Here is an 18567-nt window from a genome sequence, read left to right as displayed (position 1 = left end):
GGTACCAGATACGGGCTGCGCCCGCAAGGGGAGATTTACCACGAAACGGAGATGTGGGTAAAGTCCTGCTGTTTTCCCGATTGACCCTTCGGAGGGTGGGATGTATAATCCAGGGAACGACGCGCATATCTTTGCCCACCCTTCTAAACCCCCGAGCCCAAAGAGGAGCCCGAAGATGACCTGGAAGGAAGCCTACCCGGAGATCCCCCTAGGCCAGGACGCCTGCGGCATCATCGCCATGGTGGATAAGAGCGGCAAGGCCTCCCACCGCGTGGTGCGGAGGACCTTGGAGAGCCTTTACCGCATGGCCCACCGCGCGGGGGCCATCCGCGGGGAAGGGGACGGGACGGGGATCCAGACCGACATCCCCCGGGAGCTATGGGCCCGCTTCCTGGAGGAAGCCCGCCTGGACCCGGGCCTCGCCTTCAACCCCCGCTTCTTCGTGGGCCACTTCTTCGTGCCCAAAAAGGAAGCGGGGAGGCTCCGGGAGTTTGAGGATCTCCTGCGGCGGGAGGGGCAGCGGCTCGGCGTCCGCCCCATCCTCTTCCGACAGGGAGAGGTGGTGAGCGAGGTCCTTGGCCCCGTGGGACGGCGCACGGAGCCCCTCTTCCTCCAGGTGGCGGGGCTTTCCCCGGACGGGGACGCCCCCCTTTGGGAGCTTGGCCTTAGGCTCGAGGCCAGCTTCCCCGTGCACGTGGTCTCCCTTTCCACCCACAGCGTGGTCTACAAGGTGCGGGGAGCGGCGGAGCTTTTAAAGCGCTACTACCCCGAGCTCTCCCGCCCCGAGTTCAAAAGCCGCATCGCCTTAGGCCACAACCGCTACTCCACCAACACCCTCTCCACCTTTGAGCAGGTCCAGCCCTTCGGCCTCATCGGCCACAACGGCGAAATCAACACTATTGAGCGCCTGAGGCGGGAGATGGACTTCCTGGGCATCCCCCGCACCGGGGGCTCGGACTCCCAGGACCTGAACCGCATGCTGGAGGGGCTCATCTACCGCTATGGCCTCACCCTCCCCGAGGCCTTGGACCTGGTCTTCCCTCCCGTTTTGGGGGAGATCAAGGGCCTGCCGGAGGACCTTCAGGACCTCTACATGGCCCTAAGGCAGCGCTTCGGCCCCTTGGCCCAGGGTCCGGCGGCCATCGTGAGCCGCCACGGGGACGAGGCGGTCTTCGCCACGGACGCCATGGGCCTAAGGCCCCTCTGGCAGTTTGAGACCCCTTACGAGTTCGTTTTCTCCTCCGAGCGCGGGGTCTTTAACGCCGAGGAGTTCGTCAGCGAGCCCAAGCCCTTGGCCCCAGGGGAAAAGGTCTACGTGCGGCTTACCCCCGAGGGCCCCAAGGTGCTCCCCTTTGACCGCCATCAGCGCCAGGTCCTGGAGAGGATCGCCGCCCGCACCCCCGTGGAGGGGTATCGGGTCCACCTGGCCGGCCCCTTGCGCCAGGCCCCGCCTCCCCTCCAGGGGGGAAGCGGGGTGGAGGTGGAGGAGAAGCCCGCCCCGCCCCCCTTGGGCCTGGAGAGGGCCTTCGGCTGGGACCGGTGGGACGGGGCCTACCTCGAGGCCTTGGCCAAGACCGGCAACGAGCCCATTGGCTCCCTGGGCTACGACGGACCCCTAGCGGCCCTTAACCCGGAAAAGCCCAACCTCTCCGAGTTCTTCAAGGAGACGGTGGCGGTGGTGACCAACCCCGCCATTGACCGGGAGCGGGAGGTGGAGCACTTCTCCACCCGCACCCTCCTAGGCCGCCGCCCCCTGCCCGATGGCCGGGGCGGGGGGAGGGTGGAGGAAGTGCTCCTCCCCATCGTCTTGGAGGAGGACCAGGCCCTGGCCGAGGCCTTCGGCACCCTGACCCTAGAGGAGGTGCGGGCCCGCTTCAAGACCGCTACCCTGGTGCCCCAGTTCACCGTGGAGGAGGGGCTTTTGGCGGGGCTTAGGCGCCTGGAGGAGGAGGCGGTGCGGGCGGTGGAGGAAGGGGCCGAGGTCCTCATCCTCTCCGACCGGGAGGCCTTCCAGGGAGGGGTTTGGATTGACATCGGCCTGGCGGTGGCCGCGGTGAACCGGGCCCTCCTCAAGCGGGACGCCGAGGGGGTTGCCCTGAGGCGGCGCACCTCCCTCCTCGTCCACTCGGGGGGCGTGCGGAACCTCCACGACGTGGCCTTCCTGTTGGGGCTTGGCGCCGAGGCCGTGGCCCCCTGGCTCATGGAGGAAAAGGCCCGGGCCCTGGAGGGGCGCAAAGGGGTGGCGGGCGTCCTCGAGGCCTTGAAGAAGGGCCTGGAGAAAGTCATCTCCACCATGGGCATCCACGAGCTTCGGGGCTACGGGAAGGTCTTTAGCGCCATTGGCCTGAAGCCCGAGCTTGCCGAGTACTTCGGCACCCGCAACTTCCTGGGCTCGGAGAAGGCGGGGTACGGCTTCTGGGAGCTTGAGCGCACCCTCTTGGAGCGGGAAGGCTTCCTTCGGGCGGAAAAGGTGCCCCCCGCCAAGGACTTCCGCTTCAACCCCAGGATCTACAAGGCGGCCCAGGAGGTGGCCTCCGGGAAGGCCCCCTACGCCCACTTCCAGGAGAAGGTGCGCGCTTTAGAGCGAGAAAACCCCGTGGCCGCCCGGCAGCTATTGGAGGTGCGCTTCCCTGAAAGGAGCGAGGTGGCCCCCGAGGAGGTGGACCTTTCCGTGGGGGCCCACTCCCTGCCCTTCGTCATCAGCGCCATGAGCTTCGGCTCCCAAGGGGAGGCCTCCTTCCGCGCTTACGCCGAGGCCGCTAAACGGCTCAACATGCTCTGCATCAACGGGGAGGGCGGGGAGATCCCCGACATGCTGGGCAAGTACACCCCCTGGCGGGGCCAGCAGGTGGCCTCGGGCCGCTTCGGGGTCCACGCCTACATGCTGAACTCCGCCAGCGTCATTGAGATCAAGATCGGCCAGGGGGCGAAGCCCGGGGAAGGGGGCCACCTCCCCGGCAAGAAGGTCTCCCCCAAGGTGGCGGCCGCCCGGAACGCCGTCCCCGGGGTGGACCTCATCAGCCCCTCCAACAACCACGACCTCTACTCCATTGAGGACCTGGCCCAGCTCATTGAGGAGCTTAAGACGGTGAACCCCAAGGCCCTGGTCTCGGTGAAGGTGCCGGTGATTCCCGGGATCGGCACCATCGCCGTGGGCATCGCCAAGGCCGGGGCCGACGTCATCACCCTCTCGGGGTTTGAGGGGGGTACGGGGGCGGCGAGGCTCCACGCCCTCAAGTACGCTGGGCTTCCTGTGGAACTGGGCGTGCGCCGGGTCCACCGGGCCCTGGTGCGGGCGGGGCTTAGGGACAAGGTGGAGATCTGGGCGGACGGCGGCCTCAAGACCGCCTATGACGTCCTCCGCATGGTCCTCCTGGGAGCCGACCGGGTGGGCATGGCCACCATGGCCATGGTGGCCATCGGCTGCACCATCTGCCGGGGCTGTCAGCTGGACACCTGCCACGTGGGCATCACCACCCAGATTGAGACGGTGGAGGAGGCCTTGGCCCACGGGCTCAAGCGTTTCGTCCCCCAGGACCTGGACCGGGCGGTGGAGCAGCTTACCCGTTTCTTCGGGGCCATGGGGGAGGCCCTAAGGGAACTGGTGGCCGCCCTCGGGGCCCGCTCCCTGAAGGAGCTTCGCGGCCGCTCGTACCTCCTCTACCAAAGGGACCACCTGGAGGAGCTGGACCTCAGCTACTTCTTCGCCCCCGTGGAGGAGCCCGAGTGGCTCAAGGACACCTCGGCCCACGTCCTCAGGAAGCCCCTAAACCAGCTCACCCGCACCATCACCGAGGTGGTCATGGCCGCCTACGCCGAGGGCAGCAAGCGCCTCGTCTTCCAGGAAGGCCCCGTGGACTCCACGGACCGGGCGCTTGGGGCCCACCTCGCCGGGGAGATCGCCAGGCGGCGCCTCTACGGCAAGGGGTTTGACGCGGAGGTGGAGCTCCGCTTTGACGCGGGGAGCGTGGCCGGGAACGGCCTCGCCGCCTTCAACGTGGAGGGGATGAAGGTGGTGGTGGAGGGCGGGGCCCAGGACGGGGTGGCCAAGAGCGCCTTCGGCGGCACCGTGGCCATCCTCAAGGGCAAGAACCCCTTCGGCGCCTACGTGGACGGCTCCGTGGGCAAGAGCTTCGCCTACGGGGCCATCGGGGGCCTCCTCATAGTGGAGGGGGTGGCGGACAGCCGCTTCTGCATCCGCCTCTCCGGGGCCGACGTGATTCTGGGCGGGGAGCCCGAAAGGCCCCTCAGGGACGACCTGGGGAACCTCGCCGCCCGCGCTCAGGCCAAGGGCTTCGCCTTTGAGTACATGACGCGGGGCCGGGCCCTGGTCCTCGGGGACCCCGGGCCCTGGATCTGCTCGGGGATGACCGGGGGGCGGGTCTACCTGCGCCACTGGCCGGAGATGGGCCTCACCGAGGAGGCCATGAAGCGCCGCCTGGCCAAGGGGGCCAAGGTGGTGGTGAAGCCCTTGGACGCCCGGGGCGTGGAGGACGTGCGGGAGCTCCTTTCCGCCTACATCCGGGTGCTCCGGGAGGCCAAGCGGGAGGAGAAAGCGAAGCGGTTGGAAAAGCTCCTGGAGAACCCGGCGGAGCACTTCCGCATGGTGGAGCCCGTGAACCAGCAGGTGGACCAGGGGGTGAGCACGGAGTAGCTCAGGCCAGTCCCTGTTCCAAGGCCCAACGCATAAGCTCGGTCCGGCTAGGCCGGGCTTTTTTATCGCCTTCTCGTGCAGAGCCTCCCTGGAGCCGGACCCCCTGCCCTGGACGGGAAGGGGCCTGGGCAGGTACATTTGTCCCGTGGACCCCGGGGAGCTTCTGGAACTCCTCAAGCGCCGCACCGGTTTCACCGAGGCCCACGCCGCCCTCCTTAGGGAGCTCGGCGAGGTCATGACCCCCATCGCCCACGAGGTGGCCCTGGCCTTCTACGATTACCTGGGGCGGGACCCCGAGCTGGCGGAGATCCTCTATGCGGTGCCGGGCCGGGTGGAGCGGCTTTACGGCACTTTCGCCCGCTGGTACGGCGAGCTCTTCTCGGGGGTCTACGACCGGGCCTATGCGGAAAGGAGGCGGCGCATCGGCCTGGTGCACGCCCGGCTTGGCATCGGCCCCCGGGCCATGATCCCCGCCATGGGCATCGTGCAGGAACTCTCCCTGGAACACATGCGCATGGCCCTCAGGGGACAGGAGGTCTACAGCGCCGTGGAGGCCTTTGAGAAGCTCGTCGCCATGGAGGTGGCCCTGATTGAGGAAAGCTACCTCGAGGCCCTCTCCTTAGGCCTTTCCCTGGGGCATAAGGACCTCATCCAAGCCCTCAAGGAGGGGGCCTTGGCCCTCCTCTCCCGGGCTTAGGGCTCCTTGGCCAGGTCGTTGAAGCGCACGTGCTGGGCGTGGAACTGAAGCTCCACGGTCCCCGTGGGGCCGTTGCGCTGTTTGCCCACGATGATCTCGGCGATCCCCGCCTTCTCCGAGTGGGGGTTGTAGTACTCGTCCCGGTAGATGAACATCACCAGGTCGGCGTCCTGCTCAATGGAGCCCGACTCCCTTAGGTCGGAGAGCATGGGGCGCTTGTTGGGCCGGGCCTCCACCGCCCGGGAGAGCTGGCTTAGGGCGATCACGGGTACGCCGAGCTCCCGGGCCAGGGCCTTGAGTCCCCGGGAGATGGCGGCGATCTCCTGCTGGCGGTTTTCCCCCTTTTGTCCCCCTCCGGGCCCCGACATGAGCTGCAGGTAGTCAATGATGATCAGGCCCACGTTGTGCTGGCTCTTGAGCCTGCGGGCCCGGGCGCGGAGTTCCATGAGGGTGAGGTCCGGGGTGTCGTCAATGAAGATGGGGGCCTCGGAAAGCCGCCCTGCCACGTCCACGAGGCGGGAGAAGTCCCGGTCGGAAAGCTGGCCGAGCCGGACCCGGTTCATGTCAATGCGGGCCTCGGAGCAGATCATCCGCAGGACCAGCTGGGCGGCGGGCATTTCCAGGGAGTAGATCCCCACCCCCACCCCCTCCTTGAGGGCGGCGTGCTGGGCGATGGTGAGGGCGAAGGCGGTTTTCCCCATGGCGGGGCGGGCGGCGATGATGTTCAGGGAGCCGGGGGCGAGGGTGCCGATGAGCTGGTCCAGCTCCTTGAACCCCGTGCGTACCCCTCCCACCTCGCCCTTGTGCTGGAAGAGAGCCTCAATGTGCTCAAAGGTCTCGTGGACGAGCTCCCGCATGGGGCGGGCCTCGGTCTCCGCCTGGGTGAGGGCCACCTCTAGGATCTTCTTGCCGGCGGCGTCCAGGATCTCGTCCAGGCTCCCCGCCTCCTCGTAGGCCAGGCGCATGGCCTCCCCGGCCGCCTGGATGAGCCTGCGCAGGGTCCACTTCTCCGCCACGATGCGGGCGTAGTGCTCGGCGTAGGCGGCGGTGGGGGTGGCCTCGGAGAGGCTTACCAGGTAGGTGGTCCCCCCCACGGCCTCCAGTTCCCCCCGGCGGGAGAGCTCTTGGGAGAGGGTCACCAGGTCCACGGGGGCTCCCTGGGCCCTTAGGGCCTGCATGGCGGCGTAGATCTTGCGGTGGGCTTCGGCGTAGAAGGCCTCGGGGGTGGGGAGGAGGCTTTCCACCTCGTCCAGGACGTCGGCGTCCAGGAGAATGGCCCCGAGGACGCTTTGTTCCGCCTCGAGGCTGTGGGGGGGGATGCGGCCTTCCATAAGCCTTACCAGGTTAAGCCCGCCTCCCCCCCTTCCGCCAGAGCCCTTTCCTTGTGGGAAGGATTGCTTCTTTCCCGCTTCTCAGGGGAGGGGCGTAAGCTCTTAGGCGTGCGTTGGCTCCTTCTCCTTATCCTCCTTTCCGCCTGCCGGGCCCAGGGGTTGCCCCCGGACTACGCCCTCTTAGCGGAGGGCCAAACGGAGGCCCTGCGCCAGGTGGCCCTAGGGGGGGAGGGCTACGCCAGGCTCCTGGCGGGCTGGCGCCTGGTGGCGCGGGAAGAGGTCCCCTTGGCGGAGCGGGCGGAGTACGCCTGGCGCTACGCCCTCTTCCTGGAGGAGGCCCGGGCCTTTGAGCCGGGCTGGGAGGCGAGAGAGGCCTGGCGGGTGGCGGCTTTCCTCCTGGAAGCGGCGGGGGACGGGAGGGCCTTTTCCGCCTGGGCGAGGCTTCTTCCCGAGGAGGAGGCTGCTCAGGCCCTCCTTCGCCTTGGGACGGGGGAGAGGCTTTGGGAGGCGCTTTTTCAGGGGCGGGCCTACGAGGTGCTTCTAGAGGTCCTTCCCCAAGGGGAGCGCCCCGACCTCCGTGCCCAGGCCCTTTACCGCCTTGGGCGCTACGGGGAGGCCCTTCCCCACTACCGGGCCTGGGCGGAAAAAGACCCTAGGGGCTTTTTGGGCTTGGGCTACGCCCTCTGGCGGCGCCCCGAGGACTGGCCCGCCCTCGTCCCCCTCCTCTACCGGCTGGGGGCCTACCGGGAGGGGATCCGGGCCGCCTGGCCCACGGCCCTCGCCTACCCCAGGGCCTACCGGGAATGGGTGGAGGCTTACGCCAGGGAAGAGGGCTTAGACCCCGATCTCCTCTTCGCCCTCCTCCACGTGGAAAGCCGCTTTGACCCCCTGGCCCGAAGCCCCACCGGAGCCTTGGGCCTCGCCCAGTTCCTGCGGAGCACCTGGGCCGACGTGGCGAGGATGCTGGGGGAGCCCCCCGCCGACCCCTTTGACCCCCAAAGCGCCATCCGCTACGCCGCCCGCTACCTCCGCTGGCTTCTAGAAAGGTGCGCCGCCTTTTCCGGCGTGGAGGGGCTCGCCTGCGCCCTCACCGCCTACAACGGGGGCATCGGCTACACCCTAAGGGGCATCGCCCGGGAAGGGGGCCTTTACGCCTTCCTCCGCTTCCAGGAGCGGGACGAGCCCCGGGAGTATCTAGCCAAGGTGCTCTCCGCCTACGCCGCCTACAAGGCTATTCCTTAGCGGGGCGCTCCTTTTCCGTCCAGGCGATGAGGGGTTTCAGGGCGAAGGGGGCGAAGAGGGTGGTGAAGACCACCATGAAGAGGACGATGGCGTACTCCTCCTGGTTCACCGCCCCCGCCTTGAGGCCCAAGGCGGCCACGATGAGGCCCACCTCTCCCCGGGGGGCCATGCCCACCCCCACGGTGAGGGCGCTCCGCACCCCTTGGGTGAGGGCGCCGAGGAAGCCGCCCAAGACCTTGCCCAGGATGGCGATCACCGTGACCACGGTCCCCGCCACCAAAACCGCGGGGCTCGCCAGGGCGGAAAGCTCCAGCCTTACCCCCACCATGGCGAAGAAGAGGGGGGCGAGGAAGCTTTCTATGGCGAAGATGGGCTCCTCGAGGCGGTACTTCTCCCTCACCTCGGAAAGGAGCATCCCCCCGAGGAAAGCCCCCACGATGGGGGCGAGGCCGATGCTGGCGGCCAGGGCCGCCATCCCCACGCCCACCACCAAGGCGAAACCCAAGGGGCTCCCCACGGGCAGGCGCTCCAAGGGAAGGCGGGCGATGAGGGTGGAAAGGAAGACGGCGAGCCCCACGAAGACCACGGAGAGAAGGATGAGCCGGACGATGGCCCCCACCTCCACCTGGCCCGTCTCCGCCACGCCGTTCACCACCGCCAGGACGATGAGGCCTAGGATGTCGTCAATGACCGCCGCCCCCAGGATGATGCGGGCGTAGGGCCGGGAGAGCACCCCTAGTTCCTGTAGGACGCGGGCGGTGATCCCCACGCTGGTGGCCACCAAGGCGGTGCCCAGGAAGAGAGCGGGAAGGGTTTCAAACCCGATCTGCAGGCCGTAGAGGTACCCTCCCAGGAAGGGCAGGGCCACCCCCAAAAGGGCCACCAAAAAGGCCTCCTTCCCCACGGCCAGGATGTCCCGAAGCCGGGTCTCAAGGCCCACCATGAAGAGGAGGAAGATGGCCCCGAGTTCCGCTAAGAACTCCAGGATCTCCCCCTCGTGGACCCAGCCTAAAAGGGCTGGCCCCACCAGGACGCCCGCCAGCACCTCCCCGATGACCACGGGTTGGTTCAGGCGCTTGAAGAGGAAGGCGAACACCTGGGCGGCGATAAGTAGGTAAAATACTTCCAACAGATGTCCGGCACCGTGCATCATACCCTCCGGAGGAAGAGCTTAAGGAAGTCGCTCCGGGTGAGGATCCCCAGGAGCTTCCCCTTGGGGTCCACCACGGGCAGGTGGCGCACGTCGCTTTTTACCAAGATCTCCAGGGCCTTGCCCGCGGGGTCCTCGAGGCGGACCCGGGGGATTTCCGTGCGCATCACCGCCTTCACCGGGGTCTTCTGGTAGCGGCGGTAGATCTCCTCCAGGACTTTTTCGTCCACCCACTCTCCGAAGAGCTGGAGCGCCTCCACGTCGGAGAAGGGGACGTTCTCGGGGCGGGGGAGGAGGTCCTCCACCTGGAGGATCCCGAGAAGCCTTCCCTCCTGGTCCACCACGGGAAAGCTACCGTAGCGCTTTTCCAGGATGCGCTTTGCGGCCTCCTCGAGGGTGGCCTCCGGGCCCAGGGTTTCCGGGTTCGGGGTCATGAGGTCCGCTACCCGCATGGGGAAAGTTTACCAGCGCCGCCACCTTGGGGCCAAGCGGGGCGCCAGGAAGACCCCGTAGACGAAGCCCCCCAGGTGGGCCCACCAGGCCACCCCCGGAAGCCCCAAAACCCCCTGGAAGAGTTGAAGGAAGGCCCAGTACCCTAGGTAAAACCCGGCGGGCAGGGTGACGAAGAAGGGAAAGAAAAAGAAAACCACCGAGACCACGTAGGCCCGGGGAAAGAGGGCGTAGTAGGCCCCAAGGACGGCGGAGACCGCCCCGCTCGCCCCGATCATGGGAACGGAGGAGGAGGGCATGAAAAGCCCCTGGACCAAGGCCGCCGCCACCCCGCCCAGGAGGTAGAAGAGAAGGAAGCGCCCGTGGCCCATGCGGTCCTCCACGTTGTCTCCGAAGACCCAAAGGAACCACATGTTGGAGAGGATGTGGAAGAAGCCCCCGTGGAGGAACATGCTGGTGAAAAGGCGGTAGCTTTCCCCCACGGGATCTTGGAAGAAGAGGGCGGGGATGAAGCCTAAGGCGTAGGCGCTCCTCTCTAGGCCCACGGAAAGCTGCCAGAGGAAGGCGAGGGCGTTGGCCAGGACCAGGCCCCGCACCACCAAAGGAGGGCGGCGCGCCCGGTTGATGTCGTAAAGGGGGAACACCTAGGGCCTCCCCTCCCTTTCCTGCCGGTAGGGTAGGGGCACGTACTGGACGCTGGGCTTCCCCCCTTGGGCCTGGGGGTAAAGCTCCATGAGCTCGTAAACCTCCTTGGGCATCTCCGTGGAGACGTTGAGCCCCATGGACCGCGCCTGCTCCACGTCTATGGGGTAGTCGTGGGTCCAGGTGCCCTGGGAGAGGAGGTGTGCCACCTCCTCCGCCTTCTCCTCGGGCAGGTGCTTCTTGAGGAGGTTTTTCACCGTGGCCTTGACCTGTCTGAGGGCCTTTTCCGCCACGTCCGCCAGGATCAGGGTCTGGTCGTCAATCTCCGAGAGGGGCTTTTTCTCCAGGACCTTGACGATGCTCGCCGCCGGGTACTGGCCAAGCTGGGGGTCCACGGGGCCTAAGACGGCGTTCTCGTCCATCACAATCTCGTCAGCGGCGAGGGCGATGAGGGTCCCCCCGGACATGGCGTAGTGGGGGACGAAGACCGTCACCTTGGCGGGGTGGCGCAGGAGGGCTTCAGCGATCTGCTCCGCCGCCAGCACGAGCCCGCCGGGGGTGTGGAGGATGAGGTCAATGGGCACGCCCTTGTCGGTGAGGCGGATGGCCCTTAGGACCTGCTCGGAGTCGTCAATGTTGATGTAGCGGCTGATGGGGATGCCCAAAAAGTTCACCGCCTCCTGGCGGTGGATGAGGGTGATGACCCGGCTTTTCCGCTTGCGCTCAAGCTCCGCTATCTTTCTGGCCCTGGCCCCCAGGAGCATCTGCTGCTGGAAGTAGGGGGAGAGGACCGAAAGGATGAAGAATAACCAGAAGAGCTGGAAAAAGATGTCCACACGCCACCCCTTTCCCTTCTAGTTTACCGAAGGGGCCTTTTGGAGGGGTAAAGCCTCTTGCCGATCTCCGGGGCGTAGCGGATGAGGAGAGCCCCCAGGGGGATGGAGACCAAGACCATAAGCACGGCCACCTGGGCCACCAGGGGGTAGCCCTGGTTCAGGGCCAGGGTTCCCAGGACCAGGCAGAGCTCCCCCCGGGGCACCAGGTAAAGGGCGGCATAGAGCCTCTGCCTTTTCCCTAGCCCCGCCTGGGCCCCGCCCCAGAAGTTCAAGGGGAGCTTGAGGAGGAGGCCCAAAACCGCAAGCCCCACCGCCAAGGGGGTGAGGCCCTGAAGGAGGTTTAGGGCCTCCGCCCCCACCACCAGGAAGAAGAGGGCCATCCCCAGGTCCCGCACGGGGCCGAAGAGGTGCTCAAGCCTCTCCCGGAGGCCAAGCCCGGCGGCGATGACCCCGGAGAGGAAGGCCCCCACGCCCTCCGAGGCCCCCACGGCGTGGAAGAGGAGGGCGGTGCCCGTGGTGAAGGAGGCCCCGAGAAGGAGGACCAGCTCGTCGGAAAGCCCTTCCATGAAGCGGACGAGCCTGGGGCCCAGGAAGCGGGCGAAGAAGAGGTAAAGGAGGGCCAGGGCCACCCCCCCAAGGAAACCCGTGGGCTCCTGGCTGCCCAAGAGGGCGAGGAGGAGGGCGATGACCAGGTCCTGCATCACCGAGACCCCGAGGGCCACCTCGCTTTCCGGGTTGGCGGCCCGGCGCAGGTCAATGATGAGCTTGGCGAGGACAGCGCTGGCACTTTCGTAGATCACCCCGGCGAGGAGGAGGGCCCCCCGGAGGTCCAGCCCGGCGAGGAGGCCCAAGAGGAAGCCCAAGGGGAGGGCCAGGGCGTCCCAAAACCCGGCCCGGATGATCTTGCCGGAAAGCTCCCTTAGCCGGTCGGGGCCAAACTCCAGCCCCACGGAGAAGAGGAGGAGCAATAGCCCCAAGGAGGGAAGAGGCTCCAAATCCTCCACGGGAAGCCTCTCCCCCACCAGCAGGCCCGCCAGGAGGTAGACGGGGAGGGGAGGAAACCCGAAGCGGTGCACCAGGGCCGCACCCAGGGCCAAAAGCCCCGCGGCCAGGGCGAAGGCCTCGAGGGAAGGGTGCATCAGAAACTCCTCTTCAGGGCCTCCACCGCCTCCCGGCTTCCCGCCACCACCAGGGTGTCCCCCACCTCCAGGACCACCTCGGGCCCGGGGTTGGGGAGAAGGGGCTCCCCGGGGCGGTCCACGGCCAGGATGTGGGCCCCTTCGGGCAGGGGGAGGTCCCCCACCCGCTTGCCGGCGAGCCTCGAGCCCGGGAGGACCTTCACCCACTCAATCACCTTGGCCCCGAGCTTGCTCCGGGTGTCCCCCACCGCCTCGGGGTGGAAGAGGACCCCGGCCAAGATGGCCCCAAGCTCCCTCGCTTCCTCGTCGGTGAGGTCCAGGGCCACGGTGGGCTCGTCCTCCTCGCCCGCCTCAAAGTACTGGAGTTCCCGCTTGCCGGAATGGTGGACCACGATGACCAGCCGGTCCCCGCTTCGCGTGGTGATCGTGAACTTGCGCCCCACGCCGGGAAGGACCACTTCCTCTACCTTCATCCTGCCCTCCTTGGGGAGAACTGCACCGCCAGGGTGCGCCCGGCCACCAGGACCAGGATGCCCAGGCTCCAGAAGAAAACCTCCATCCCGGAAAGCTTCCCTTCAAAGAGGAGGAGAAGGAGCTCCCTTAGGGCCAGGGCGATGCCCATCTCCAGGAGGATCTCCAGGCGCACCCGTTCCACCTCAAAGTACTCCACGAAGGCCCGGACCAGCTCCAGGAGGACCACGAGAGAAAGGACGTTGGTCACGAGCTCCTTGAACCCGAGGCGCACCGTGGGCTCCGTGAGGGTGAGGCCGAGTTCCAAGAAGGTGCGCCAGGCCCCCACGAAAAGGCCCACGAGGAGGGCCACCACCACCAGATTGAACACGAGGCGGATGGCCCTCCGGTAGGCTTGGAGCAGAAGGTCCTGGCTCACGCTAGAGGAGGAGGTTAAAGACCCGCTCCGCCCGTTCATGGTGCTCTGTCTGGGGGTTCTTGAGGGCGGGGTCCAGCTCCTTGAGCACCCGGGCGTAGGCCACCACCAAGGCCCCGGCGAGCTCCGGGAGGAGGTTCCGCACGTCCTCCGCCACCTCGAGGTCCAAAGGCGGCAAAGCCGCTAAAGCGTCCAGCACGGGCTTGAGTTCCAGGGTGGTGTCCATCTGGCGGAACTCCTTAAGGGTTTCCTGAAGCCCCTTGGTGATGGGCAGGTCGGGCTCCAGGATCAGGTCGCGCCCGTTGAACTTGGCGTTCCGCTCGGCCACCACCAGGAGATCGTAGAGCTTGTTCCGCAGGAAGTCGGAAAGGCGCTTCAGGTCGTTCTTGTCCACGTCTAGCCCCGCCGCCAGGCGGAAGAGCTTTTCAAACTCGGCCACTTTCATCAACATAACTACCTCCCTATCTGCACTCTAAATCTTTGAGCCTACTTTTGTCAATCTTGGGCGGCCCGAGCCCCCGCCAGGGGCAAGGGGCTCAGGCCTCCTCCACGGGGATGCGCACGGGCGGCTCCTCGGGGCGCGCCTCCCGGGGGATGCGCACCTCCAGGACCCCACGGCTAAGCCGGGCGGTGATCCCCTCCTTCTTGGCGTCCTTGGGGAGGAGGTAGGCCCGGTAGACCTTCCCGTAGACGATCTCGGCCAGGTGCTTGGTGCGCTTTTCCTCCCGCTTCTCCCCTTGGATCACCAGCTGGTCGCCCTCCAGGCGCACCTCCAGGTTCTCCGGGCCAAGCCCCGGCACCTCCACCCGCAGGAGGTAGTGGTCCGGGTGCTCCTGAAGCTCGGAAAGAGGCTCCAGGGCTTCCCCCACCTCTTGGAAGGCCCTTTCTAGGGCTTCCTCCACCGCCTTGCGCACCCGGTTCCTGCCAAAGGGCCAGAGTTTTTCCAGCATCTTCTCACCTCCTCTCCCCGAGGTAGGGCCTAAGCCGCTCCTCCAGGACCTGCTTGGGGCTCGCCCCCACCCAGGTGGCCACCGGTTCGCCCCGGCGGAAGAAGACCAGGGTGGGCACGCTCCGGACCCCGTGCCGGGCGGCAAGCCCCGGGTTCTGGTCCACGTTCACCTTCACCACCTTGAGCCTGCCGGCGTGCTCCTGGGCGAGCTCCTCTAGAATGGGGCTTACCAGGCGGCAGGGGCCGCACCAGGGGGCGAAGAAGTCCACCAAGGCCAAAGGGACCCCCGCCACCTCCTGGGCGAAGCCCTTTTCGTCCGTCTCCACCACCCAGGGCAAGGGGGTCTTGCAGGCCCCGCACACCGGCACCTGCCCGGGCGGAGGGGTGCCCAGGCGGTTTTTGGCCCCGCACTTGGGGCAGGTCACCACCATAGGTACCCCCTCCGCCAGAGGGCCCGCTCCAACTCGGCCGGCGTGGGCTCTACCAGGACCTCCCCGCCCACGTAGACCACGGGGTGGGAAAGCCTCCCCCCGGTGAGGAAACGGAGGGTGGGGTGGACCTCGGGGTGGGCCTCCAGGTCCACGTACCGGTAGGGCACGCCCAGCCGTTCCAAAAGGCGCCTTAAAAGCTGGGTTTGGGCGCACCAGGAGGTGCCGTAGAGGACCACGGGCTCCATGGCCTACTCCCTTCTTAGGGCGTCTAGGGCTTGGAAGAGCTCTTCAATGGGGGGGATGTGGTGGAGGTAGGGGGAGACGTGGGCGTAGCGGATAACCCCCTCGGGGTCCACCACGAAGAGGGCCCGCTCGCTGAAGCCGTCCTCTTCCCGCCACACCCGGTAGCGCCGGGCCACCTCCCCCTTGGGGTGGAAATCGGCGAGGAGGGGGAAGGTGAGCCCCCGGGCGAAGGCAAAGGCCCCGTGACAGTAGATGGAATCCACGGAGATCCCCAGGAGGACGGCGTTCCGGCGCTCAAACTCCGGAAGCTCGGCCTGGTAAAGGTCCAGCTGCTGGCTGCACCCCGGGCTCCAGTCCAGGGGGTAGAAGACCAGGACCACGGGCCGGCCCCGGAAATCGGAAAGGCGCACGAGGTTGTCCTGGGCGTCCGGCAGGGCGAAATCCGGGGCCCTTTCCCCCACGCTAAGGCCCGGGGCCACACGGGGGGCCTCCATCTTGGGGGCCTTCTTGTACAGGTTGCGGAGCGCCTCGAGGCCCTCCCGCTCCCCGGGCCTTGCCCCCACCTCCCGCCAAAGCTCCTGGAGCATGGCGTGGAGGAGAGAAAGGGCTTCCTTCTCCGGGCCCTCGGCCAGCCTGGGTTCCAGTTCCAGAAAGCGCCGGGCAAGCTCCGGGAAGCGCATGGCCACCTCCTTATTCCTTCCAGGTCCCCTTCAAAAGCTTCTCCGTCTCCTCCTTGTGCCGGGTCTCCTCGGAGATGATCTCCTGGAGGTCGTTGGCGAGGCCGTAGTCCCCGAAGGCCTCGGCCTGCTTCATCCTTTCCACGTAGCGGGCGATGGTTTCCTTTTCCGCCTGGAGCACCGCCTCCAGCATGGCCCGGGGCGTGGTGGCCTCGGGCACGGGGGCGGGGGTGGTGGTGGGCTTGCCGCCCAAGGCGGCGATCTTGTCCGCCAGGAACTGGGCGTGGCGGAGCTCGTCCTGGATCTCCGCCAGGAAGAACTCCTTGAGCTCGCCCCTGTGGATGCCCGAGACCGTGGCGGCGTAGGTCACGTACTGGATAATGGCCTGGTACTCGTGGGCCAGGTCCTGGTTAAGGCCTTGGATGAGGGTTTCCTTGTCCATACATACCTCCCGCAAGCTGGGCTTGCTCTTCCATTTTACCCAAAAACCCTTTAAAGAACCCCGCCCCAGGCCTCCCTGGGGCGGGGCTTCCCCTAGCGGACGTTCCCGGCCTCCAGCTTCTTGGCCCTCAGGTCCAGAAGGCTGTACTCGCCCTCCGAGAGGTCGCCGGGCACCACCACCCAGCTCGCCCCCAGGGTCTCGTGCTTCTGGCCCTTCCCGGCCACGAGGACGAGAAGGGGGTTGTGGGTCTTGACGAGGTGGGCCACCTCGTGGGAGCCCCGCTCATTCAGGCCCTTGTGGTAGGGCGCGGTGTGGAAGAGGAAGATCTTGGGGTAGTCCTTGAGCTCCCAGAGGGTCTTCAGGTGGTACTCGGCGACCCAGGCGGGGTAGCGCAAGGCCTCCTGCTCCTCGGGCTCGCCCTCGTCGGCGATCTCCCCGCCCACGCCCGCCACCAGGTAGGGGCCCTTCCAGAAGGTGAAGGTCTCGTGGACGTTGCGCATCTCGGGATGGACGAGTTCCACGTTGGCCGCCTCCCGCAGGTATTCAAAGATGGGGGCGTCCTCAGGGCCCGGGATGTAGACGGTGGGCAGGTGGGCCTCGGAGAGGATGCGGAAGAAGGCAGCGTAGTCCCGGCTCTTGGCGGTCTTGGGCATCAGGTTGCCGATGAGGGCGATGGCGTCCGCCCCGGTGTCCGGGGCGATGCGCACGAACTTCTCCAGGGCCTCGAGGTCGCCCATGGGATTGGAAGTGGCGAGGATGTACCTTACCGTGCGCCGCATAGGCTCACCTCCTCACTCCACCTGCACCTGGATCTTCTTGGGCTTCGTGGCCTCGGCCCGCGGCACCAGGAGGTGAAGCACCCCGTGGCGGAAGCGGGCCTGGACCCGGGAGAGGTCGTAGGTGCTGGGCACGTTGAAGCTCCGGGCGAAGGTGCCGTAGGTGCCCTCCAGCCGGTGGTAGGCCACGTTCTCCTTCTTTTCAAAGGGCCGCTCCGCCTTCACGGAGAGCACCCCTTCCTCGGCCACCACCTCCACCTTCTCGGGCTCCACCCCCGGCAGGTAGACCAGGAGGTGGAGGCCCTCCTCGTCCTCCCACACGTCCACGGGCGGGGCGTAGACCCTAGGGCCCTGCTGGGCCTGGGGCGCGAAAGCCCGGGCCAACCGCTCCTGAAGCTCCTCAAGCTCCCTAAAAGGATCAAACCGCAACATACCCATCACCTCCTTCACCACCTCAAGAGCGCGGCCATCCCGCCGCGCTCAAGAAGCCTCTTTTCGGCCTCGCCGCGCACGAACTCCAGCTTGGTGGCGTAGCCCACGGCCAAGGGCGCGAGCACCGCGGCGAGGGGTTTCTTCTCGGGGCTTTCGCAGTAAGCCAAGGCCTGGGCTTCGTCGGCGAAGGCGAAGTCCTGGCAGAGGTAGACCTCCTGCTCCAGGTGCCAGGGCAGGACCCAGACCTCCACCCGACCCTCCTGGACCCGGGCGAGGACCTCGGGGCCGAAGGCGGCCCTGGGGTAGGCCTCCTCAAGCCTCTCCAGGAGCTTGACCTCCTCCCGGCGCTCCACCTCTTCCAGGACCGGCTCCAAGCGCTTCAGCACCTCGCCGGGGCTGGCGGCGGGGTGGGGCAGGGAGGGAAGCTCCGCCACCACCCGCTCCCTCAGGCGCTTGGGCAGGTGGCCCAAGAAGAGCTTGGTGTGCTCCTCGGGGCCCATGAGGACGAGCCGGGTGAAGCCCCGGGCCTCGGCGAGCTTTTCCAGCTCGTGGGCCAAGGCCTTATAGAAGCGTTCCTCCCAGGCCTCGAGGCGCTTGGCGAAGAGGTCCTGTCCCGCCCCGCCCCGGGCGATCCCGCCCAGGTTGAAGCGGCGCCCAGGGGCGTCCAGGGAGAGGCGGCGCCAGGCCTCGGTGTCCAGAGCCAGGAAGGCGTCGTGGACTTCCTCAATCTCCCCTAGGAAGACCTCAAAGACCCGCCATTTTTCCCGGTCCACGTAGACCACGCCGTAGCGCTCGTACTCGTCCAGGGCGTAGACCAAAGGAAGGAGGAAGGGCTCGCCGAAGTGGGCCAGGACGCCGTCCACTAGGTACCGCCCCGCCTTCTCGTCCAGGAAGGCGGTTTTCACGCTGTTCACCAGGGGAAGCTCCACCTGAAGAAGGAGGACCTCAAAGAGGTCTTCCCCGGCGAAGAAGACGGCGGTCCTAGCCTCGAGGACCTGGTTTTTCAAGACCTCCAGGACCCTTTCCGCAAGGTCCTCGGGGACGTTAAGGGCCTTCAGGGCGTCCTTGGCCCTTAAGGCGTAGGCCTTGCCGGCGTTTTCCGGCTTGGCCGGGTTGACGTCCACGTAAAGGGAGAGGATAGGCCCTTCCTTGGCGCCGATGGACTCGCGGATACGGCGGATCTCCTCTTTTCCGATCATAGGCCACCTCCTATAAGCATCACGGCTTTGCGCACCGCCTCTTGGTTTTGCTTTTCCTCCTGGCCGAGCCGGGTGAAGAGGGCTTCCAGCTCGGGGTCGGGGAAGGTGCTCTCCAGGTAGTAGGCCCGGTCCAACCCTTCCTCGGAGAGAAGGCGGAGAAGGGTCTCCCACCCCCCTTCCTCCGCCTTGGGGGCGGGGGGCAGGGAGGCCCCCCGCCGCCTCAAGGCCTCCGCCAGGGCCTCGGCGTGGGCCCGTTCCCTTTTCGCCACCTCCAGGAGGAGGGCCCGCACGTGGGGGTAGGGCACCCCTTCCGCCGCCCCTTCCGCCCTAAGGGCGTCCAGGAGCTCGTCCTGGTAGGCTTTCTGCAGCACCTTCACCGGGTCCATACCCC

General features: G+C 67.1%; 21 protein-coding genes. 3 read left to right on the top strand and 18 right to left on the bottom strand.

Translation table 11 applies throughout. The annotated features are described in order from the left end of the window. Positions 1-175: 175 nt before the first annotated feature. The gene (locus IEX93_RS08855; protein ID WP_188847849.1) at positions 176-4654 is read left to right on the top strand and encodes a glutamate synthase-related protein; all 4479 of its coding nucleotides are present in this window, start codon (positions 176-178) and stop codon (positions 4652-4654) included. A gap of 145 nt (positions 4655-4799) precedes the next feature. Then, positions 4800-5351, top strand: coding sequence for a protoglobin domain-containing protein (locus IEX93_RS08850; protein WP_188847848.1), 552 nt, complete (start codon positions 4800-4802; stop codon positions 5349-5351). Here the strand turns inward: IEX93_RS08850 and dnaB are convergent. Then, entirely contained in the window at positions 5348-6682 is a 1335-nt protein-coding gene (dnaB, locus tag IEX93_RS08845) for a replicative DNA helicase (protein ID WP_188847847.1), read from the bottom strand. The two genes, IEX93_RS08850 and dnaB, sit on opposite strands and share 4 nt — an antisense overlap. A 159-nt stretch (positions 6683-6841) precedes the next feature. On the opposite strand from dnaB, the gene IEX93_RS08840 reads away from it, so the two are divergent. Continuing rightward, on the top strand, positions 6842-7924 hold the full coding sequence (locus IEX93_RS08840) for a lytic transglycosylase domain-containing protein (protein ID WP_371863169.1): 1083 nt from the start codon (positions 6842-6844) through the stop codon (positions 7922-7924). Here the strand turns inward: IEX93_RS08840 and IEX93_RS08835 are convergent. The 17 genes from IEX93_RS08835 to IEX93_RS08755 all read right to left on the bottom strand — a co-directional run bounded on the left by IEX93_RS08835 (position 7914) and on the right by IEX93_RS08755 (position 18562). Further along, the gene (locus IEX93_RS08835) at positions 7914-9074 is read right to left on the bottom strand and encodes a cation:proton antiporter (protein ID WP_188847845.1); all 1161 of its coding nucleotides are present in this window, start codon (positions 9072-9074) and stop codon (positions 7914-7916) included. The two genes, IEX93_RS08840 and IEX93_RS08835, sit on opposite strands and share 11 nt — an antisense overlap. Beyond that, complete coding sequence (locus IEX93_RS08830) at positions 9074-9526, bottom strand: CBS domain-containing protein (RefSeq protein WP_188847844.1); 453 nt, start codon at positions 9524-9526, stop codon at positions 9074-9076. The genes IEX93_RS08835 and IEX93_RS08830 overlap by 1 nt, the downstream gene beginning before the upstream one ends. A gap of 9 nt (positions 9527-9535) precedes the next feature. Beyond that, positions 9536-10168 carry a rhomboid family intramembrane serine protease gene (locus IEX93_RS08825; RefSeq protein WP_188847843.1) on the bottom strand — a complete coding sequence of 211 codons (633 nt, stop codon included), beginning with the start codon at positions 10166-10168 and terminating at the stop codon, positions 9536-9538. After that, the gene (locus IEX93_RS08820) at positions 10169-11002 is read right to left on the bottom strand and encodes an SDH family Clp fold serine proteinase (protein ID WP_188847842.1); all 834 of its coding nucleotides are present in this window, start codon (positions 11000-11002) and stop codon (positions 10169-10171) included. Positions 11003-11025: 23 nt separating this feature from the next. Continuing rightward, complete coding sequence (locus IEX93_RS08815) at positions 11026-12141, bottom strand: cation:proton antiporter (RefSeq protein ID WP_188847841.1); 1116 nt, start codon at positions 12139-12141, stop codon at positions 11026-11028. After that, positions 12141-12614, bottom strand: a complete 474-nt coding sequence (locus IEX93_RS08810; protein WP_188847840.1) for a cation:proton antiporter regulatory subunit — start codon at positions 12612-12614, stop codon at positions 12141-12143. Before IEX93_RS08810 ends, IEX93_RS08815 begins: the two co-directional genes overlap by 1 nt. Beyond that, positions 12611-13069, bottom strand: coding sequence for a phosphate-starvation-inducible PsiE family protein (locus IEX93_RS08805; RefSeq protein ID WP_188847839.1), 459 nt, complete (start codon positions 13067-13069; stop codon positions 12611-12613). The genes IEX93_RS08810 and IEX93_RS08805 overlap by 4 nt, the downstream gene beginning before the upstream one ends. Beyond that, complete coding sequence (locus IEX93_RS08800) at positions 13032-13478, bottom strand: DUF1931 family protein (protein WP_188847838.1); 447 nt, start codon at positions 13476-13478, stop codon at positions 13032-13034. The genes IEX93_RS08805 and IEX93_RS08800 overlap by 38 nt, the downstream gene beginning before the upstream one ends. Positions 13479-13563: 85 nt before the next feature. After that, on the bottom strand, positions 13564-13977 hold the full coding sequence (locus IEX93_RS08795) for an Hsp20/alpha crystallin family protein (RefSeq protein ID WP_188847837.1): 414 nt from the start codon (positions 13975-13977) through the stop codon (positions 13564-13566). A gap of 4 nt (positions 13978-13981) precedes the next feature. Beyond that, a complete protein-coding gene (gene trxA, locus IEX93_RS08790) occupies positions 13982-14407 on the bottom strand; it encodes a thioredoxin (protein ID WP_188847836.1) in 426 nt (141 codons plus the stop codon). After that, on the bottom strand, positions 14398-14652 hold the full coding sequence (locus tag IEX93_RS08785) for a glutaredoxin family protein (protein ID WP_188847835.1): 255 nt from the start codon (positions 14650-14652) through the stop codon (positions 14398-14400). The genes trxA and IEX93_RS08785 overlap by 10 nt, the downstream gene beginning before the upstream one ends. Before the next feature lie 3 nt (positions 14653-14655). Then, positions 14656-15330 carry a peroxiredoxin gene (locus IEX93_RS08780; RefSeq protein WP_188847834.1) on the bottom strand — a complete coding sequence of 225 codons (675 nt, stop codon included), beginning with the start codon at positions 15328-15330 and terminating at the stop codon, positions 14656-14658. A gap of 10 nt (positions 15331-15340) precedes the next feature. Next, positions 15341-15769, bottom strand: coding sequence for a ferritin-like domain-containing protein (locus IEX93_RS08775; protein WP_188847833.1), 429 nt, complete (start codon positions 15767-15769; stop codon positions 15341-15343). A gap of 92 nt (positions 15770-15861) precedes the next feature. Then, entirely contained in the window at positions 15862-16548 is a 687-nt protein-coding gene (locus tag IEX93_RS08770; protein ID WP_188847832.1) for a metallophosphoesterase, read from the bottom strand. A 12-nt stretch (positions 16549-16560) separates the two neighbouring features. Continuing rightward, on the bottom strand, positions 16561-16977 hold the full coding sequence (locus IEX93_RS08765) for an Hsp20/alpha crystallin family protein (RefSeq protein WP_188847831.1): 417 nt from the start codon (positions 16975-16977) through the stop codon (positions 16561-16563). A 14-nt stretch (positions 16978-16991) separates the two neighbouring features. After that, positions 16992-18176, bottom strand: a complete 1185-nt coding sequence (locus tag IEX93_RS08760) for a VLRF1 family aeRF1-type release factor (protein ID WP_188847830.1) — start codon at positions 18174-18176, stop codon at positions 16992-16994. Next, complete coding sequence (locus tag IEX93_RS08755; RefSeq protein ID WP_188847829.1) at positions 18173-18562, bottom strand: ferritin family protein; 390 nt, start codon at positions 18560-18562, stop codon at positions 18173-18175. Before IEX93_RS08755 ends, IEX93_RS08760 begins: the two co-directional genes overlap by 4 nt. Positions 18563-18567 lie beyond the last annotated feature (5 nt).

This window comes from Thermus composti (genome assembly GCF_014647535.1).
Taxonomy (GTDB): domain Bacteria; phylum Deinococcota; class Deinococci; order Deinococcales; family Thermaceae; genus Thermus; species Thermus composti.
Note: the sequence above shows the minus strand (reverse complement) of the source record. Positions and strands in the feature narration are given on the sequence as shown.

Coding starts and splice junctions, on each gene's coding strand:
- IEX93_RS08855 (WP_188847849.1), top strand. CDS start 176: ATGACCTGGAAGGAAGCCTACCCGGAGATCCCCCTAGGCCAGGACGCC.
- dnaB (WP_188847847.1), bottom strand. CDS start 6,682: ATGGAAGGCCGCATCCCCCCCCACAGCCTCGAGGCGGAACAAAGCGTC.
- IEX93_RS08835 (WP_188847845.1), bottom strand. CDS start 9,074: ATGCACGGTGCCGGACATCTGTTGGAAGTATTTTACCTACTTATCGCC.
- IEX93_RS08830 (WP_188847844.1), bottom strand. CDS start 9,526: ATGCGGGTAGCGGACCTCATGACCCCGAACCCGGAAACCCTGGGCCCG.
- IEX93_RS08815 (WP_188847841.1), bottom strand. CDS start 12,141: ATGCACCCTTCCCTCGAGGCCTTCGCCCTGGCCGCGGGGCTTTTGGCC.
- IEX93_RS08810 (WP_188847840.1), bottom strand. CDS start 12,614: ATGAAGGTAGAGGAAGTGGTCCTTCCCGGCGTGGGGCGCAAGTTCACG.
- IEX93_RS08805 (WP_188847839.1), bottom strand. CDS start 13,069: ATGAACGGGCGGAGCGGGTCTTTAACCTCCTCCTCTAGCGTGAGCCAG.
- IEX93_RS08800 (WP_188847838.1), bottom strand. CDS start 13,478: ATGTTGATGAAAGTGGCCGAGTTTGAAAAGCTCTTCCGCCTGGCGGCG.
- IEX93_RS08795 (WP_188847837.1), bottom strand. CDS start 13,977: ATGCTGGAAAAACTCTGGCCCTTTGGCAGGAACCGGGTGCGCAAGGCG.
- trxA (WP_188847836.1), bottom strand. CDS start 14,407: ATGGTGGTGACCTGCCCCAAGTGCGGGGCCAAAAACCGCCTGGGCACC.
- IEX93_RS08785 (WP_188847835.1), bottom strand. CDS start 14,652: ATGGAGCCCGTGGTCCTCTACGGCACCTCCTGGTGCGCCCAAACCCAG.
- IEX93_RS08780 (WP_188847834.1), bottom strand. CDS start 15,330: ATGCGCTTCCCGGAGCTTGCCCGGCGCTTTCTGGAACTGGAACCCAGG.
- IEX93_RS08775 (WP_188847833.1), bottom strand. CDS start 15,769: ATGGACAAGGAAACCCTCATCCAAGGCCTTAACCAGGACCTGGCCCAC.
- IEX93_RS08770 (WP_188847832.1), bottom strand. CDS start 16,548: ATGCGGCGCACGGTAAGGTACATCCTCGCCACTTCCAATCCCATGGGC.
- IEX93_RS08765 (WP_188847831.1), bottom strand. CDS start 16,977: ATGTTGCGGTTTGATCCTTTTAGGGAGCTTGAGGAGCTTCAGGAGCGG.
- IEX93_RS08760 (WP_188847830.1), bottom strand. CDS start 18,176: ATGATCGGAAAAGAGGAGATCCGCCGTATCCGCGAGTCCATCGGCGCC.
- IEX93_RS08755 (WP_188847829.1), bottom strand. CDS start 18,562: ATGGACCCGGTGAAGGTGCTGCAGAAAGCCTACCAGGACGAGCTCCTG.